We start from the raw sequence: 15,422 nt of genomic DNA, 5'->3' as shown, positions 1-15,422 counted from the left end.
ACCATGCGACGGTTCCTCCTGTACGTCCACACCGGACGCCGCGACGCCCTCAGCGCCATGCTCACCGTCCTCGAGGAGCTGCGCCGCCGCGGCGTGCGCGGCGTGGTCGTGGACGACCAGGTCGACGAGATCCTCGCCCTGCCCGAGGACCAGGCCCCGCCGCGCCTGCTGACCTTCCTCACCAACGGCGCCGTCGACGTGCTCGACGCCGTCTCCGCCGCGGACCTCGTCGAGCTCGGCATCGTGCTCGGCGGCGACGGCACGATCCTGCGCGCCCTCGAGGCGGTTCGCGAGGCGGACGTGCCCGTCCACGGCGTGAACCTCGGCCACGTCGGCTTCCTCGCAGAGAGCGAGGTCGAGGACCTCTCCATCACCGTCGCCCGCCTTCTCGACGGCGACTACGACATCGAGAAGCGCTCCACCCTCGACATCACGGTCCTGGACGAGTACGACGAGCCGATCGCCCGCCACTGGGCGCTGAACGAGGCCTCCCTGGAGAAGGCCGACCGGCAGAAGATGATCAACGTCGCCATCGAGATCGACGGCCGGCCCGTGTCCTCCTTCGGGGCCGACGGGGTGCTGCTGTCCACCTCCACCGGCTCGACCGCCTACGCCTTCAGCGCCGGCGGTCCCGTGATCTGGCCCGAGGTCGACGCGATGCTGCTGATCCCGCTCGCCGCGCACGCCCTCTTCGCCCGCCCACTCGTGCTGGGCCGCTCCTCCGAGGCCGCGATCGAGATGACCTTCGACAACCGCGAGCAGGGGATCCTCACCCTCGACGGTCGTCGCGGCCAGGACATCACCGCCGGGATGCGCATCGAGGCGCGCCTGTCCGAGCATTCCGTGCGCCTCGTGCGTCTCGCGGCGACGCCCTTCGCCGACCGCCTGGTGGAGAAGTTCCAGCTGCCCGTGGTGGGCTGGCGGGGGCGCGGCCCCCGCACCCGCTGAAGGGCGGCGCCGTGCTGTCCACACTGCGCATCCGCCAGATCGGCGTGATCGACGACGCCCTGCTCGAGTTCGGTCCCGGCTTCACCGCCCTGACCGGCGAGACCGGCGCCGGCAAGACCATGATCGTCACGGGCCTGACCATGCTGCTCGGCGGACGGCTCGACCGAGGCCGCACCCGCGGCTCCAGCACCGTGGACGGCACCCTCGCCCTCGCCGGCCACACGGAGCTCGCCGCGGCCCTGGACGAGCTGGGGGCCGACGAGGACGACGGCGAGGTGCTCGTGGTCCGACGCCTCACCCGCGACGGCCGCTCCCGCGCCCAGATCGGCGGGGTGCCCGTCCCCATCGGCACCCTCGCGCGCCTGGTCGGCACCGCCGTCACCGTCCACGGCCAGTCCGACCAGCAGCGCCTGCGCGACCCCGAGGAGCAGCGGGACGCGCTGGACCGCTTCGCCGGCGAGTCCGTCGGCCCCCTCCTCGAGCGCCACCGCGAGATCTGGCGCGAGCGCAGCGCCCTCACCGAGCGACTCACCGAGCTCGACGCGCTCCTGCGCGAGCGGGACCGGCGCGGCACCGCCCTCACCGAGGCGCTCGAGCGGCTCGAGGCCGCCGACCCCCAGCAGGGGGAGGACGAGGCGCTGCGCGCCGAGATCGAGCGCCTGGGCAACGCGGAGGAGCTGCGCGGCGCCGCCGGACAGGCCGCCCTCGCCCTCGTCGGCGACGACGACGGCCCCGCCGCCGGGGCGCTGCTGGACATCGCCTCGGAGTCCCTCGCCCGCGCCGCCCGCACCGACGCCACCCTCGCCCCGCTCACCGAGCGGCTGGACGCGCTGCGCATCGAGCTCAGCGACATCGCCGCCGAGCTCTCCCGCTACGCCGACGGGATCGACGCCTCGCCCGGCCGAATCGAGGAGGCCAACGAGCGCCTCCACGAGCTCACCGTCCTCGTGCGCGACATCGGCCCGCTGCTGCCCGGCCCCGACGGCCCCGCCGAGGACATCACCGCCCTGCTGGAGACCTCCCGCACCGCCGCCCAGGAGCTCGACCGCTTCGAGGGCGCGGAGGAGGAGCGCACCGCCGCGGCCGCCCGCCTCGAGGCCCTCGAGGGAGAGCTCGACGAGGCCGCCACCGCACTGACCGTCGCCCGCACCGAGGCCGCCGCGACCCTCTCCGCCGCCGTGCAGGAGGAGCTGCGCCACCTCGAGATGCCCGACGCCGCGATCCGCGTCGACGTCAGCGAGCGCTCCCACCGCGCCCACGGCCGCGACGAGGTGACGATCCTGCTGGCCCCGCACCCCGGCGCGGACCACCTGCCCGTCGCCCAGGCCGCCTCCGGCGGTGAGCTCTCCCGCGTCATGCTCGCCCTCGAGGTGGCGCTGGCCTCCTCCCGCAGCGACCGCTCCGCCGCGCCGGTGTTCGTCTTCGACGAGATCGACGCCGGGATCGGCGGCCGCGCCGCCCTCGCCGTCGGCCAGCGCCTGGCGCGCCTGGCCCGCCACGCCCAGGTCATCGTCGTCACCCACCTCCCGCAGGTCGCCGCCCACGCGAGCACCCACCTGCAGATCGTGAAGTCCACCGACGGCGGCACCACCAGCTCCACCGTCGAGACCCTCGACCGGCCGGGCCGCATCCGCGAGCTCGCCCGCATGCTCGCCGGCGACGACGCCTCCGACGTCGCCCTCGCCCACGCCGAGGAGCTGCTGGACGAGGCCGGACGGACCGGCCGATGAGCGGCCCGCGGATCCAGGGCACCGCGCGACTGGGCAAGCGCACCAAGGACCTCACCAAGCGCCTCCAGCCCGGCGACATCGCGATCATCGACCACGAGGACATCGACCGCGTCGCCGCCGAGGCGCTCGTGGAGCGCGCGCCCGCCGCCGTGCTCAACGTCTCCGCCTCCACCTCCGGCCGGTACCCCAACGCCGGCCCGCGCATCCTCGTCGACGCCGGGATCGTACTTGTCGACGACCTCGGCGACTGCGTGTTCGAAGGGGTGCGCGACGGGGAGACCGTCACGGTCGTGGGCGGGACCGTGCTGCTCGAGGACGTCGAGATCGCCCGGGGGGTGCGCCAGGACGACGACACCGTCGCCGCCGCGCAGGAGGCCGCGCGCGAGGGCCTGTCCGAGCAGCTGGAGCTGTTCGCCGAGAACACGATGGAGTACATGCTGCGGGAACGGGACCTGCTCCTGGACGGCATCGGCGCCCCCGACGTGCGCACCGCCCTGGACGGCCGCCCCGTGCTGATCGTGGTGCGCGGCTACCACTACAAGGAGGACCTCGCGACCCTCAAGCCGTTCCTGCGCGAGAACCGGCCGGTGATCATCGGGGTCGACGGCGGCGCCGACGCGGTGCTCGAGGCCGGGTTCCGGCCCGACATGATCATCGGCGACATGGACTCCGTCTCCGACCGGGCCCTGCGCAGCGGCTCCGAGCTGGTCGTGCACGCCTACCGCGACGGCCGCGCCCCCGGCATGGAGCGCCTCGAGCAGCTGGGACTGGCGAAGGACGCGATCTCCTTTCCCGCCTCCGGCACCAGCGAGGACATCGCCATGCTCCTGGCCGACGAGAAGGGCGCCTCGGTCATCGTGGCGGTGGGCACCCACGGCACCCTCGAGGAGTTCCTGGACAAGGGACGCGCCGGGATGAGCTCCACCTTCCTCACCCGGCTGCGCATCGGGTCCAAGCTGGTCGACGCCAAGGGCGTCTCCCGCCTGTACCGTCAGAGGATCTCCACCTTCCAGCTCGTGCTGCTGGCGCTGGCGGGGCTCGCGGCCCTCGCGGTCGCGCTGTGGGCCACCCCCGGCGGGCAGGCCGCCGTGCAGATCCTGTTCGCCCGCCTCGACGGGCTCCTGTCCTGGTTCACCATGCTGTTCATTCCCCGGGCCACCGGGTCGTAGGAGGGCCCCGTCCCCGTGATCGACTTCCGCTATCACCTCGTCTCGCTGATCTCGGTGTTCCTCGCGCTCGCCGTGGGCATCGTCCTCGGTGCCGGACCGCTGCGCGAGAGCCTCGGCGACCAGCTGGCCGGGCAGGTCGAGCAGCTGCGCACCGAGCAGGAGCAGCTGCGCGGCGAGTCGGAGGACCTCACCGCCCAGCGCGACGAGCTCGCCTCCTTCATCACCGACATCGGCCCCGACCTCGTCGCCGGGTCCCTCGACGGCACCCGGGTCGCCGTCCTCACCGACAGCACCACCACCCGCGACGCCGTGGATCGCATGGTCTCCCTGCTCAGCGACGCCGGTGCCGCCTCCACCGTGCGGGTGGAGCTGCAGAGCACCCTGTGGGAGCCCGGCCGCGATCAGGATCGGGCCGACGCGATCGCCGCCGCGCTCGAGATCGCTCCCGATCTCCCGGGCGAGGCCGACGGGTCCGAGCTCACCGACGGCCAGCGTCTGGCCGCCCTCGTCCCGGTGCTGCTGGCCGGAGAGGCCGGCACCGCGGACGGCCAGGCCGGCACCGGGTCCGCACCGGGCACGGAGGGCGACCCCGGGAACGGCACACAGAACGGCACGGACAGCGGCACGGAGAACGGCGCGGACACGGGCGCGGGCACCGGCTCCGCTCTCACCGCCGAGCAGCGCGCCCAGCTGTGGCAGGTGCTCATCGACCACCGCATGGTGAGCCTCGACGGCGCCGCCCCCGAGGCCGTGGACGCCGTCGTGGTCGCGAGCGCCGCCCCCGCCGCGCTCGCCGTGGACACCGACGACGACCAGACCGCCGCCGAGCGCGACCAGGCACTGCTCGCCGCCCGTACCAGCCTCCTCGGCGCGCTCACCACCACCGGGCTGCCCGCGGTCGTCTCCGCCGCGACCCCCGGCAACGACGCCTCCACCGGCATCCTGCGCACCGTGCGCGGGGACCGCGCCTACGACGGCCTGTCCACCACCGACCGGCTCCAGGAGTCCGACGGTCCGCTGCTGGCGGTGCTGGCACTGGTCGAGCAGACCCGCGGCGGCGCGGGCGCCTATGGCACCACCGCCGACGCCGCCGACCGCCTGCCCTCCCTGCCCGAGACCTCCGGGCTGCAGGAGGAGGCGGGCACGGGCAGCACCACCGACGGCGGCACCACCGACGGCGGGGCGTCCGACGGCGGGGGAGAGGGATGAGCGCCCAGCAGCACCCCGACAGCTTCGTCGACGCGCTCCGCGCGGAGCTGAGCCGCACCAACTTCGCCGGCCGCGAGGTGAGCCTCGCCGAGGGCGCGCTCGTCGTGCTCGGCACCTGCGCGCTCGCCACTCGCTCGGGTCGTCCGACGGACTTCCTCGCCCTCGGCGGGATCGGCGCGCTGGGCCTGGTCGACGACCTCCTCGAGCCCCGCCAGCGCCGCGCCGGCCGCGCCATCTCCAAGGGACTGAGAGGCCACCTCGGCGCACTCCGGCAGGGACGGCTCACCACCGGCGCCGCCAAGGCCCTCGGCATCCCCGCCCTCTCCCTCCTCGCCGCGGCAGGTGCCCCCGCCCCGCGCGGCGGCATGCTGATCACGACGGATGCCGCGCTCATCGCCGGCTGCGCCAACCTCGCGAACCTCCTGGACCTGCGCCCCGGCCGGGCGCTGAAGACCGTGCTGCCGCCCGCCGCACTGCTCGCCGCCGCGGCGCGCAGTGCCGGGCAGCGCACTGCTGGCGAAGGCCGCACGGGGGAGGGCGAGCGTGCCCGCAGCGGCGCGGCCCTGGCGCTCGCCGCCGCGCTCCCGGGCGCCCTCGCCCTGCCCACCGACCTGCGCGAGCACGGCATGCTCGGCGACGCCGGCGCGAACGTGCTCGGCGCGGCCGTCGGCACTGCCGCCACCCGCCTCCTGCCGGCACCCGCCCGGCTCGGTCTGCTCGCCGGGGTCGTGGCCCTGACCCTCGCCAGCGAGAAGGTCAGCTTCAGCGCCGTCATCGAGCAGACCCCGGCGCTCGCAGCCGTGGACCGGCTCGGACGGCGCCCCCTGCCGCCTCCGACCGGCGGGACCGGTGAGACGGGGACGACGGGGGAGGAGCGATGAGCACCGACCCCGCCCCGGAGACCGCGCCGCGCCGCACACCCGACGCGCAGCAGCGCCGTGACCGGATCGCGCGCTCCGTGCTGCGCGGTGCCGGGATCATCCTCGTCGTCACCGTCATCGCCCGCATCGCCGGGTTCGTCCGCTACCTCGTGTTCGGCGCGAGCGTGGGCGCCGGCGACGTCGGCACCGCCTACACCACCGCGAACATGCTCCCGAACGTCCTGTTCGAGATCGTCGCGGGCGGAGCGCTCGCCGCCGTGGTGGTGCCCCTGATCGCGGGCCTCGTCCCCGAGCGGAACACCGAGGACCAGGTCGTCGCCGAGGAGACCCTCGCCCCGGACCTGATCGAGGCGCAGCGCGAAAGGGACCGCACCCGGCCCCCCGCCGAGGGCGCCGCGCTCGCCGACCGCATCATCTCCGTGCTGCTCACCTGGACGCTGATCGGCACCGTCCTGCTCGCCGCCCTGGTCATCGCCCTGGCAGAGCCGCTCGCCCGGCTGCTGCTCGCGGCGGAGAGCACCGGCGCCGCCGGCGTGCCGCTCGGGACCACGCTCCTGCGGATCTTCGCCGTGCAGCTGCCGCTGTACGGGATCGCCGTTGTCCTTGCCGCCTACCTCCAGGCCCGCAAGCGGTTCCTGTGGCCGGCGATGATGCCGCTGCTGTCCTCGCTCGCGGTGATGGTGTCCTACCGCGTCTACGCCCACCTGGTCCCCTCGGTCGCCACCACCACGACCATCGACGCCGCCGCCGTGCAATGGCTCGGCTGGGGCACCACCGCCGGGGTGGCCGTGATGGCGCTGCCGGTGGCGATCGCCGCACTGCGGTCGGGGCTGCGTCTGCGCCCCGCCCTGCGGATGCCCGCCCAGCACGCCCGGCGCGCCCTCGCCCTCGGCGGCGCCGGGGTCGGCGCGGTCGGCGCCCAGCAGCTCGTGCTGGCGCTGGTGATGCTGATGGCCATGCGCGCCGGCGGCGTGGGCACCCTGCCCGTCTTCCAGTACGCCCAGGCGCTGTATCTGCTGCCCTATGCGGTGCTCGTGGTGCCGCTGGTGACCTCCGTGTTCCCGCACCTGTCCGAGCTGCGCCTGGTCGGGGACATCACCGACTTCGCCAAGGTCGCCGCGACCTCCGTGCGCACCGTCATGCTGGTCGCCGTGATCGGCGCCGCGATGCTCATCGCCGCCGGTCCCGCACTCGAGCAGTTCTTCCGGCTCATCGACCGCGCTGGCGCCTCCGGGGTCGGTGCGACCACCGCCGGACTCGCCCTGGGACTGGTCGGCTTCGCGGTCGCCACCCAGTGCACCCGCATCCTCTCGGCCGCGCTGCGGGCGCGGGACGCGCTGCTGGTGGGCTCGGCCGGGTGGGTCATCGCCGCCGGGGTCATGATCATCCTGGTCCTGCCGAGCCCCGAGCGCTCCGCCGCCGAGGCCGCGACCGTGTTCGGTCTGTCCATCGCTGTGGGCCAGGCCGCCGGCGGCCTCGTCGGCCTCTCCCGCATCACCGACATCCTCGAGCCCGGCGGCCACTTCACCCAGGTGCGCCGCACCGCGATCGCCGTGCCCGTCGCGCTGCTCGCCGGGGCGATCCCCGGCCTGCTGCTGGGGCGGCTGCTGGTCACCGTCCGCACCGGCGAGGTCCTCACCGTGGTGTACGGGATCCTCTGCGGACTGGTCGCGGCGGCGCTCGCCGCGGCCGTGATCGCCCTGACCGATCGCGAGCTCGCCGGGCGCGTGCTGCGCCGCGTCCGCGCGGGCCGCTACGGACCGGAGATCGACGCCCCGACGGGCGACGCCCGCAAGAACGACGCCCGGGAGAACCACGCCCCGAAGAACGAGAACTCTGCGGGCGGGCGCGCGTGATGCGCATCCTGCTGGTGCGGCCGACGGCCAGCGGCGGTCTCGCCGCCCACGTGGACCAGGAGCTGGCCCTGCTCCGCGCGGCGGGCCGGGAGGTCGCCGAGGCGCCCGTGACCATCCGCGAGCGCCCCGACCCCCGCACCGACGCCGCGACCGTCGAGACCCTGCGCCGCCTCCTGCACGGCGAGACCGTCCCCGTCGCCGTCCACGCCCACGGTCTGCGCGCGGGAGCGCTCGCCGCGCTCGGCACGCCCCGCCGCGGGGGCCACCTGCTCGTCGTCACCCTGCACAACCGCACCATCGGCTCCCGTGCCACCCGCGCCGTCGGCGCCGCCCTGCTGCGACTCCTCGCCCGGCGCGCGGACGTGGTCCTCGCCGTCTCCCCGGACCTCGCCGAGGACGCCCGCCGCGCCGGGGCGCGCGACGTGCGCCACGCCGTCATCCCCGCGCCTGAGCGGTCCGGGGCGATCCCGTCCGCAGACGGGGCCGGGCCGATCGAGTCGGCCGACGGAGGCCGGGCGATCCCGCCCGCCGACGGGCAACCGGTCCCGTCGGCCGCGAGCGGACCCTCCCCGCTCGAGGTGCTCGTCATCGCCCGGCTCGCCCCGCAGAAGGGCCTGGAGGACCTGCTGGACGCCGCCGCGCTGTTGCGGACGCCGGGGGAGGGCGAGAGGCCCGTGCGGATCCGCGTCGCGGGCGACGGCCCCCTCCAGGAGGCACTCGCCGCCCGCATCGCCGCCGAGCACCTGCCCGTCGAGCTGCTCGGCCGACGCGAGGACGTCCCCGCCCTGCTGGCCGCGTCGGACCTCGTCGTCTCCGCCGCCCGCTGGGAGGGTCAGCCCGTGTCCCTGCAGGAGGCGCTGCGCGCGGGCCGCGCGATCGTCGCCACCGACGCGGGCGGCACCCGCTGGGTCACCGGCGACGCGGCCCGGCTCGTCCCCGTCGGCGACCCCGCGGCGCTCGCCGCCGCCATCGCCGACATGCGCGAGGAGACCACAAGGCGACGCGCCGAGGAGGCGTCCCGGTCAAGGGCCCGTGACCTGCCCGGTGCTGAGGATCTCCTCGCCCAGCTGTCCCAGGTGCTCGCCCCGGCAACCGTCCGGTGGTAGTTTGGCCGTCCGTGGCAGACACCAGCGCGAGCACCCCCCAGACCACCACCGGCCCCCTCTCCCGGATCGGGGCGGCCGCAGCGGCCAAGCCCTTCCGCAACGCCGGCACCACCAAGCACATCTTCGTCACCGGCGGAGTCGTCTCCAGCCTCGGCAAGGGCCTGACCGCCTCGTCGCTCGGGATGCTGCTGCGCAGCCGCGGCCTGCGCGTGACCATGCAGAAGCTCGACCCGTACCTCAACGTGGACCCGGGCACCATGAACCCCTTCCAGCACGGCGAGGTGTTCGTCACCGAGGACGGCGCCGAGACCGACCTGGACATCGGCCACTACGAGCGCTTCCTGGACGAGAACCTCTCCGCGAACGCGAACGTCACCACCGGTCAGGTGTACTCCAACGTCATCGCCAAGGAGCGCCGCGGCGAGTACCTCGGCGACACCGTGCAGGTGATCCCGCACATCACCAACGAGATCAAGGAGTCGATGCGCTCCCAGGCGGGTGACGACGTCGACGTGATCATCACCGAGATCGGCGGCACCGTCGGCGACATCGAGTCCCAGCCCTTCCTCGAGGCCGCCCGTCAGGTGCGCCAGGACGTGGGCCGCGACAACGTCTTCTTCATCCACGTCTCGCTGGTGCCCTTCATCGGCCCCTCCCAGGAGCTGAAGACCAAGCCCACCCAGCACTCCGTCGCCGCGCTGCGCAACATCGGCATCCAGCCCGACGCGATCGTGCTGCGCGCGGACCGGCCCCTGCCCACGTCGGTCAAGGCCAAGATCTCCTCGATGTGCGATGTGGACCTCGACGCGGTCGTCACCTGCCCCGACGCCCCCTCGATCTACGAGATCCCGCTGGTGCTGCACGGCGAGGGCCTGGACGCGTACGCGATCCGCCGCCTGGACCTGCTCAGCCACGACGTGGACTGGAACCGGTGGGAGGACCTCCTCCAGCGCGTCCACCACCCCGCCTACGAGGTGACCGTCGCCCTGGTCGGCAAGTACATCGACCTGCCGGACGCGTACCTGTCGGTGACCGAGGCGCTGCGCGCGGGCGGCTTCCACCACAGCGCCAAGGTCAAGATCCGCTGGGTCGAGTCGGATCTGTGCGCCACCGCCGAGGGCGCCCGCGAGCAGCTGAAGGACGTCGACGCGATCGTCGTCCCCGGCGGATTCGGCATCCGCGGCGTGGACGGGAAGGTCGGCGCACTGCGCCACGCCCGCGAGAACGGCCTGCCGGCGCTCGGCCTGTGCCTGGGCATGCAGTCCATGGTCATCGAGTACTCCCGCAACGTCCTCGGCCTCGCCGACGCGCACTCCACCGAGTTCGCCCCCGAGACCGCGAACCCCGTCATCGCCACCATGGCCGAGCAGGAGGACATCGTCTCCGGCCAGGGCGACCTGGGAGGCACCATGCGCCTGGGCTCCTACGACCACACCCTCACCGAGGGGTCGCTCGCCGCGCAGATCTACGGCACCACCGAGGTCGCCGAGCGCCACCGCCACCGCTACGAGGTCAACAACTCCTACCGCGACCGCCTCGAGGACGCGGGTCTGCGGATCTCCGGCGTCTCGGCGCTGACCGAGGAGCATTCGCTGGTGGAGTTCGTGGAGCTCGATCCCGAGGTGCACCCGTACTACATCGGCACCCAGGCCCACCCCGAGCTGAAGTCCCGCCCCACCCGGGCGCATCCGCTGTTCGCGGGCCTCATCGGTGCGGCGCTCGAGATCCAGAAGGCCACCCGCCTGCTCGAGGTCGAGCCCGACCCGTCGGCCGCCCGTGCGGCCGACGAGGCCCCGGAGGGCTCCGAGGTGCCCGAGGGCTCCGAGGGCTCCGAGGGCGCGGCGGCCGACGGGTCCGACGCCGACGCGCGGGCCTGAGCCGATGAGCACCCCGGAGGACGGGACCGCGCCGGACGAGAGCACCCTGCCGCTGCGCGACGAGGCGGACCTCCGCCCCGTCGCCGCGCGCGTGACCCTCCATGACGGCATGGTCTGGGACCTGGTGCGCGACACCATCGACTTCGCGCCCGGGGTGCGCTTCGACCGCGAGTACATCTGGCACACCGGCGCCGTCGCGGTCCTCGCGGTCGACGACGAGGACCGGGTGCTGATGATCCGCCAGTACCGCCATCCCGTGGGCCACGCGCTGTGGGAGATCCCGGCCGGTCTGCTGGACCTGGACGGGGAGGCGCCGCACCGCGCCGCCGCCCGGGAGCTCGCCGAGGAGACCGGCTACGAGCCCGCGCGCCTGTCCACCCTGGTGGACCTGCGCCCGAGCCCGGGCGGCAGCGACGAGGTCATCCGCGTCTACCTCGCCGAGGGCGTGCGCGCGAGCGACACCGAGTTCGAGCGGGAGCACGAGGAGGCGGAGCTGGTCAGCCGCTGGGTGCCGCTCGCCGAGGCGGTCACCGCCGTGCTCGAGGGGCGCCTGACCAACGGCACCACCGTCGCGGGTCTGCTGGCCCTCGCCGCGCTGCGCGCCGGGGGAGCGGGGACGACGCTGCGCCCGGCCGATGCGCCGTTCATGGCACGTCCGGGACGGGTTTGAGCGCCGCGGGCTGAGCGGGGATCAGGCCTGCTCGGTGAGCGCCCGGTGGATCACCGGCGCGGACTGCTCGGCCTGCCAGGGGCGGGCGCCGAGCTCCACCAGCCGGTCCTGCACCGCGGACTCGGCCGGCACCTGCTCGTTCTCCCACACCCACTGCCGCAGCAGCGCGGGCTGGAGCAGGTTCTCCTGCGGCATCTCGAGGTCCTCGGCGCGCTCGTTCACGGCCGTGCGCACCAGCTGGTAGCGCTCGGCGACCTCGGGGTACTTCTTGGACCACAGCTTGTGCGGCGGCGGGTAGGAGCGCTCGTTGCGCTCGGGCAGGTGCGAGGGGGGCAGCTCGATGCCCGTGCGGGCGACCTGCCACCACTGGTCCTTGCGGCGCATCTTCACCGGCAGCGCCTTGTCGAAGGCGTCCCGGCCGCGGGGCGCCTCCTTCGCGGCGTTGACCAGGTCGCGGTCGCGGATGATGCGGTGCGGGGAGAGGTCCGCCTCGCTCGCGAGCTCGTCGCGCCGGGTCCACATCTCCCGCGCCGCGGCGAGCTGCCGGGTGGAGCGCAGCGCGCCCAGGCCGTGCAGGCCGCGCCAGCTGGAGGAGCGGGCGGGGCCGGGCTCGTGGGTGCGCTCGTGCTCGAACTCCTGACGCGCCCAGTCCGCCTTCCCCGCCTCGTGCAGACGGCCGGCGAGCACGTCGCGCACCTCGACCAGCACCTCGACGTCCAGCGCCGCGTAGACCAGCCAGCTCTCGGGCAGGGGGCGGCGCGACCAGTCCGCGGCAGAGTGCTCCTTGGCCAGGCGCAGTCCGAGCGTGTCCTCGACGACCGCGCCGAGGCCCACCCGCTCCATGCCCAGCAGGCGTGCGGCGAGCTCGGTGTCGAACAGGGCACCGGGGCGCAGACCGAGCTCCGCGAGGCTCGGCAGGTCCTGGCCGGCGGCGTGAAGCACCCACTCCCGCTCCCCGAGCAGGGTCTTCACGGTCCCGGGCATGGTGAAGGCCAGCGGGTCCACGAGGGCGGTGCCCGCGGTGTCGGTGCGCAGCTGGATCAGGTACGCGCGGGAGCTGTAGCGGTAGCTGGACGCGCGCTCGGCGTCGACCGCGACCGGCTCCTCGGGGGCGGACGCCGCGGCCTCCGCCCACTCCAGCAGCGGCTGGATCCGGTCGATGACCGGGGGCAGGCCGTCCTCGGGGGCGGTGAGGTCCTGCAGCTGGGGTGCGGTGTCGTCCGGCATGGTCTCCTGCTGGGTGTGCTGTGCGCCGGTGCTCACCGCAGGCCCTCGTCGTCCTGCCCGGCGTGCGGGGCGCGGGCGTGGTGCGTGGGGGCGATCGGTGCGATGCGCGGCGGTGCGGGCGGAAGGCCGCCGGCCGCGGCGAGCATCGCGGTCCAGGCGGCGAAGTGCGGGGCGAGGTCGAGGCCGCCGTCCTCCTCGGGCTCCGGGGTCCAGGACACCCGCATCTCCACGTCCACGGTGGAGGGACGGGAGGCGAGGGCGCCGTAGGACTGGGAGACGACGCGGGTGGCGGTGCATCCGAGCTCGCGGGAGTCGGCGCCGTGCAGCTCGAGCGACTCGGTCACCCACGACCAGGCGACGTCCCCGAGCATCGACTCGATCGCGAACTCGGGCTCGAGCTGCGCCTGCACGAGAGCGACCATGCGGGAGGTGCCGTCCCAGGACTCCTGCCCCTCGGGGTCGTGGAGGATCACGAGGCGCCCTGAGGCGAGCTCCTCGTCGTGGACCAGGATCTCGCCGGTGCACGCCCAGGTCGAGGGCGCCATCCGCGACGGGGCGGGGATGGTGCGCCAGGCGAACTCGGGGCGCTGGCGGGCGCTGGTCATGGCGTCGATGGCGGCACGGAAGGTGTCGTCGCCGGTGCGGATTCGATGGACGGACACCCTTGGGAGGGTATCGCCGGGGCTCAGCCCGGCCGGGCAGGCGCGCCGGGCCCCGGACGGGGCGGGCCGACGGGGGAGCGCCCCGCCGGCCGCCCCTCGCCGATCAGCTCGCGGCGGGCGCGTCGTCGCTGTGGACGAGGCTGACGGAGTTGATGCAGTAGCGCTGGTCGGTGGGGGTGGGGAAGCCCTCGCCCTCGAAGACGTGGCCGAGGTGGGAGCCGCAGTTCGCGCAGCGCACCTCGATCCGGCGCATGCCGAGGGACGTGTCCTCCAGCAGCTCGACCGCGTCGGAGTCGCTCGGGGCGTAGAACGCCGGCCAGCCGCAGTGCGCGTCGAACTGGGTCTCGGCGGTGAACAGCTCGGCGCCGCACGCCTTGCACGCATAGGTGCCGGCCGGCCGCACCTCCTCGTACTCGCCGGTGCCGGGGCGCTCGGTGCCGCCCTGGCGCAGGACCTGGTACTCGAAGGGCGACAGGCGCTGCTGCCACTCCTCCTCGCTGATCGCGACGGGGTAGGGGCGGGAGCCGATGGGCTCGGTGGACATAGGGCCTCCGATCTGCGGTGGGTGCCACCGCGGGGCGGCGCGGCCGGGCCGACGGGGATCCCGTCGGGCGGTGTCCCTCCTGGACGGTGGTGCAGGCGGGGCCGCGCTCGGTGTTCTCAGGGTCGATGCTAGTGCGCCGATACGATGCGTGGTATGACGCGCCCTGTGTCCCCCGCCCCTGCCAGCACCCCCTCGAAGCGGGCCTCCGTGTTCTGGCCGCAGCGCCCTGACCAGGCGCGATGGATCCAGGTGGCGGGGTACGGTGTGGCGGGAGCGGCCACCATGTTCGCGCTCAGCGGAGGTCTGCTCACCGCGGGCGCCCGGGTCATGGCGCGCCTGCCGCTGGTACCGCGGGAGTCCTTGCGCGGCCGACCGGACGTGACCCTGCGGGCCGTGCACCCCGACCGGGTCCACCTCGACGCCAACGCGACCACCCGCCGCGACGGGCTGCTGGCCCTCCGTCAGTCGGGCGGGACCGTGCACGTGCGCCTCGGCCCCGTCGACGGCACCCCCACCCCCACCACCGTGTCCCGTCCGCTGCTGGCGCAGGACACCGCCGAGCCGCTGGAGGTGGCGCGCGCCGCGTCCAACGGATTCTACTGGGCCGGCACCCCGCAGACCGCCCACGGCCTCGCCACCGAGGAGGTGCAGGTCGATTCGCCGGTGGGACAGATGCCCGCCTGGCTCGTGCGCCCCGACACCGCCGCCGGTTCGCTGCCGGGCGAGGCGGACACCTGGGCGATCCTCGTGCACGGGCACGGCTCCGCCCGCGGCGAGGCGCTGCGGGTGATCCCGTTGCTGCACCGCCTCGGGCTCACCAGCCTCGCGATCACCTACCGCAACGACTCCGGCGCCCCCGCCTCCGCGGACCGCATGCACCATCTCGGCGCCGAGGAGTGGGAGGACGCCGAGGCGGCGATCGAGTACGCGCTCGCCCACGGCGCGAAGCGCCTGCTGCTGGTGGGCTGGTCCATGGGCGGCGGGATCGTGCTGCGCACCTCCGTGCGCTCCGCTCACCGCGACAAGATCGCGGCGCTCGTGCTGGACTCCCCGGCCGTGGACTGGCAGGACATCCTCATCTACCACGCCACCGCGCTGAAGGCCCCGCCGCCCATGCGCCGCCTCGCGCTGTGGATGATGACCTCGCAGTTCGGTGCCCGAACGGTGCGGCTGCACGAGCCGCTCGCGCTGGACGAGATGACGCCCGCGTACTACGGCGAGCACCTGCGCCACCGCACCCTGCTCTTCCACGCCATGGACGACGCGACCGTGCCGCCCGCCCCGTCCCGCCACCTCGCGGGACTGCGCCCGGACCTCATCGAGTTCCAGCCCTTCGAGGGCGCCTCCCACACCCGGGAGTGGAACCGCGACCCGGCCCGCTACGAGCGCCTGCTGGTCGACTACCTCGTGGACGCGCTGGACCTGGACGTGGACCCCGCCTCGATCGAGGTGCCGGTGCGCGATCCCGGCGCGGCCCCGCTCGAGGGGTCGATCGGGCTGCGGCTCTGACGAGCACGCGGCAGTGACGAGCGCGCTGAGAGAT

The 15,422-nt window shown here is 74.6% G+C and carries 13 protein-coding genes; 10 read left to right on the top strand and 3 right to left on the bottom strand.

Annotation, left to right across the window (positions count from 1 at the left end; translation table 11 throughout):
- The first annotated feature begins 3 nt into the window (after positions 1-3).
- Genes HNR70_RS07585 through HNR70_RS07545 form a run of 9 tightly spaced genes read left to right on the top strand, consistent with a single transcriptional unit; the run spans position 4 to position 11,446 of the window.
- The gene (locus HNR70_RS07585) at positions 4-948 is read left to right on the top strand and encodes an NAD kinase (protein WP_184325107.1); all 945 of its coding nucleotides are present in this window, start codon (positions 4-6) and stop codon (positions 946-948) included.
- Between the two features lie 11 nt (positions 949-959).
- Positions 960-2,678, top strand: coding sequence for a DNA repair protein RecN (recN, locus tag HNR70_RS07580; protein WP_184325106.1), 1,719 nt, complete (start codon positions 960-962; stop codon positions 2,676-2,678).
- Positions 2,675-3,847 (top strand): putative cytokinetic ring protein SteA, encoded by a 1,173-nt coding sequence (gene steA / locus HNR70_RS07575; protein ID WP_184325105.1) that lies wholly within the window; start codon positions 2,675-2,677, stop codon positions 3,845-3,847. The genes recN and steA overlap by 4 nt, the downstream gene beginning before the upstream one ends.
- Before the next feature lie 15 nt (positions 3,848-3,862).
- Entirely contained in the window at positions 3,863-5,056 is a 1,194-nt protein-coding gene (locus HNR70_RS07570; protein ID WP_184325104.1) for a copper transporter, read from the top strand.
- Positions 5,053-5,937 (top strand): hypothetical protein, encoded by an 885-nt coding sequence (locus HNR70_RS07565; RefSeq protein ID WP_184325103.1) that lies wholly within the window; start codon positions 5,053-5,055, stop codon positions 5,935-5,937. The genes HNR70_RS07570 and HNR70_RS07565 overlap by 4 nt, the downstream gene beginning before the upstream one ends.
- Positions 5,934-7,793 carry a murein biosynthesis integral membrane protein MurJ gene (murJ, locus tag HNR70_RS07560; RefSeq protein WP_184325102.1) on the top strand — a complete coding sequence of 620 codons (1,860 nt, stop codon included), beginning with the start codon at positions 5,934-5,936 and terminating at the stop codon, positions 7,791-7,793. The genes HNR70_RS07565 and murJ overlap by 4 nt, the downstream gene beginning before the upstream one ends.
- Positions 7,793-8,899: a glycosyltransferase gene (locus tag HNR70_RS07555; RefSeq protein ID WP_184325101.1), complete on the top strand. Its 1,107-nt coding sequence runs from the start codon at positions 7,793-7,795 to the stop codon at positions 8,897-8,899. The genes murJ and HNR70_RS07555 overlap by 1 nt, the downstream gene beginning before the upstream one ends.
- An 11-nt stretch (positions 8,900-8,910) precedes the next feature.
- On the top strand, positions 8,911-10,776 hold the full coding sequence (pyrG, locus tag HNR70_RS07550) for a CTP synthase (RefSeq protein ID WP_376768818.1): 1,866 nt from the start codon (positions 8,911-8,913) through the stop codon (positions 10,774-10,776).
- A gap of 4 nt (positions 10,777-10,780) precedes the next feature.
- Positions 10,781-11,446 carry an NUDIX domain-containing protein gene (locus tag HNR70_RS07545; RefSeq protein ID WP_184325100.1) on the top strand — a complete coding sequence of 222 codons (666 nt, stop codon included), beginning with the start codon at positions 10,781-10,783 and terminating at the stop codon, positions 11,444-11,446.
- 21 nt (positions 11,447-11,467) lie between these two features.
- On the opposite strand, the gene HNR70_RS07540 is transcribed toward HNR70_RS07545, so the two are convergent.
- The 3 genes from HNR70_RS07540 to msrB all read right to left on the bottom strand — a co-directional run bounded on the left by HNR70_RS07540 (position 11,468) and on the right by msrB (position 13,879).
- Positions 11,468-12,709, bottom strand: coding sequence for a ribonuclease D (locus HNR70_RS07540; protein WP_312857604.1), 1,242 nt, complete (start codon positions 12,707-12,709; stop codon positions 11,468-11,470).
- Positions 12,706-13,335 (bottom strand): DUF3000 domain-containing protein, encoded by a 630-nt coding sequence (locus HNR70_RS07535; protein ID WP_184325099.1) that lies wholly within the window; start codon positions 13,333-13,335, stop codon positions 12,706-12,708. The genes HNR70_RS07540 and HNR70_RS07535 overlap by 4 nt, the downstream gene beginning before the upstream one ends.
- A 103-nt stretch (positions 13,336-13,438) precedes the next feature.
- Positions 13,439-13,879: a peptide-methionine (R)-S-oxide reductase MsrB gene (msrB, locus tag HNR70_RS07530; RefSeq protein WP_184325098.1), complete on the bottom strand. Its 441-nt coding sequence runs from the start codon at positions 13,877-13,879 to the stop codon at positions 13,439-13,441.
- A gap of 153 nt (positions 13,880-14,032) precedes the next feature.
- Between msrB and HNR70_RS07525 the strand changes: the two genes are divergently transcribed.
- Positions 14,033-15,388, top strand: a complete 1,356-nt coding sequence (locus HNR70_RS07525; RefSeq protein ID WP_184325097.1) for an alpha/beta hydrolase family protein — start codon at positions 14,033-14,035, stop codon at positions 15,386-15,388.
- The last annotated feature ends 34 nt before the right edge of the window (positions 15,389-15,422 follow it).

Source organism: Brachybacterium aquaticum (assembly GCF_014204755.1).
In the GTDB taxonomy this organism is placed as follows: domain Bacteria; phylum Actinomycetota; class Actinomycetes; order Actinomycetales; family Dermabacteraceae; genus Brachybacterium; species Brachybacterium aquaticum.
The sequence above is the reverse complement of the archived record's forward strand: the minus strand, read 5'-3'. Positions and strand labels throughout refer to the sequence as shown.

What these genes read in the sequence shown, in the direction of transcription:
- HNR70_RS07565 (WP_184325103.1), top strand. Translation starts at nt 5,053, where the DNA reads ATGAGCGCCCAGCAGCACCCCGACAGCTTCGTCGACGCGCTCCGCGCG.
- steA (WP_184325105.1), top strand. Translation starts at nt 2,675, where the DNA reads ATGAGCGGCCCGCGGATCCAGGGCACCGCGCGACTGGGCAAGCGCACC.
- HNR70_RS07585 (WP_184325107.1), top strand. Translation starts at nt 4, where the DNA reads ATGCGACGGTTCCTCCTGTACGTCCACACCGGACGCCGCGACGCCCTC.
- HNR70_RS07545 (WP_184325100.1), top strand. Translation starts at nt 10,781, where the DNA reads ATGAGCACCCCGGAGGACGGGACCGCGCCGGACGAGAGCACCCTGCCG.
- HNR70_RS07555 (WP_184325101.1), top strand. Translation starts at nt 7,793, where the DNA reads ATGCGCATCCTGCTGGTGCGGCCGACGGCCAGCGGCGGTCTCGCCGCC.
- HNR70_RS07525 (WP_184325097.1), top strand. Translation starts at nt 14,033, where the DNA reads ATGACGCGCCCTGTGTCCCCCGCCCCTGCCAGCACCCCCTCGAAGCGG.
- msrB (WP_184325098.1), bottom strand. Translation starts at nt 13,879, where the DNA reads ATGTCCACCGAGCCCATCGGCTCCCGCCCCTACCCCGTCGCGATCAGC.
- murJ (WP_184325102.1), top strand. Translation starts at nt 5,934, where the DNA reads ATGAGCACCGACCCCGCCCCGGAGACCGCGCCGCGCCGCACACCCGAC.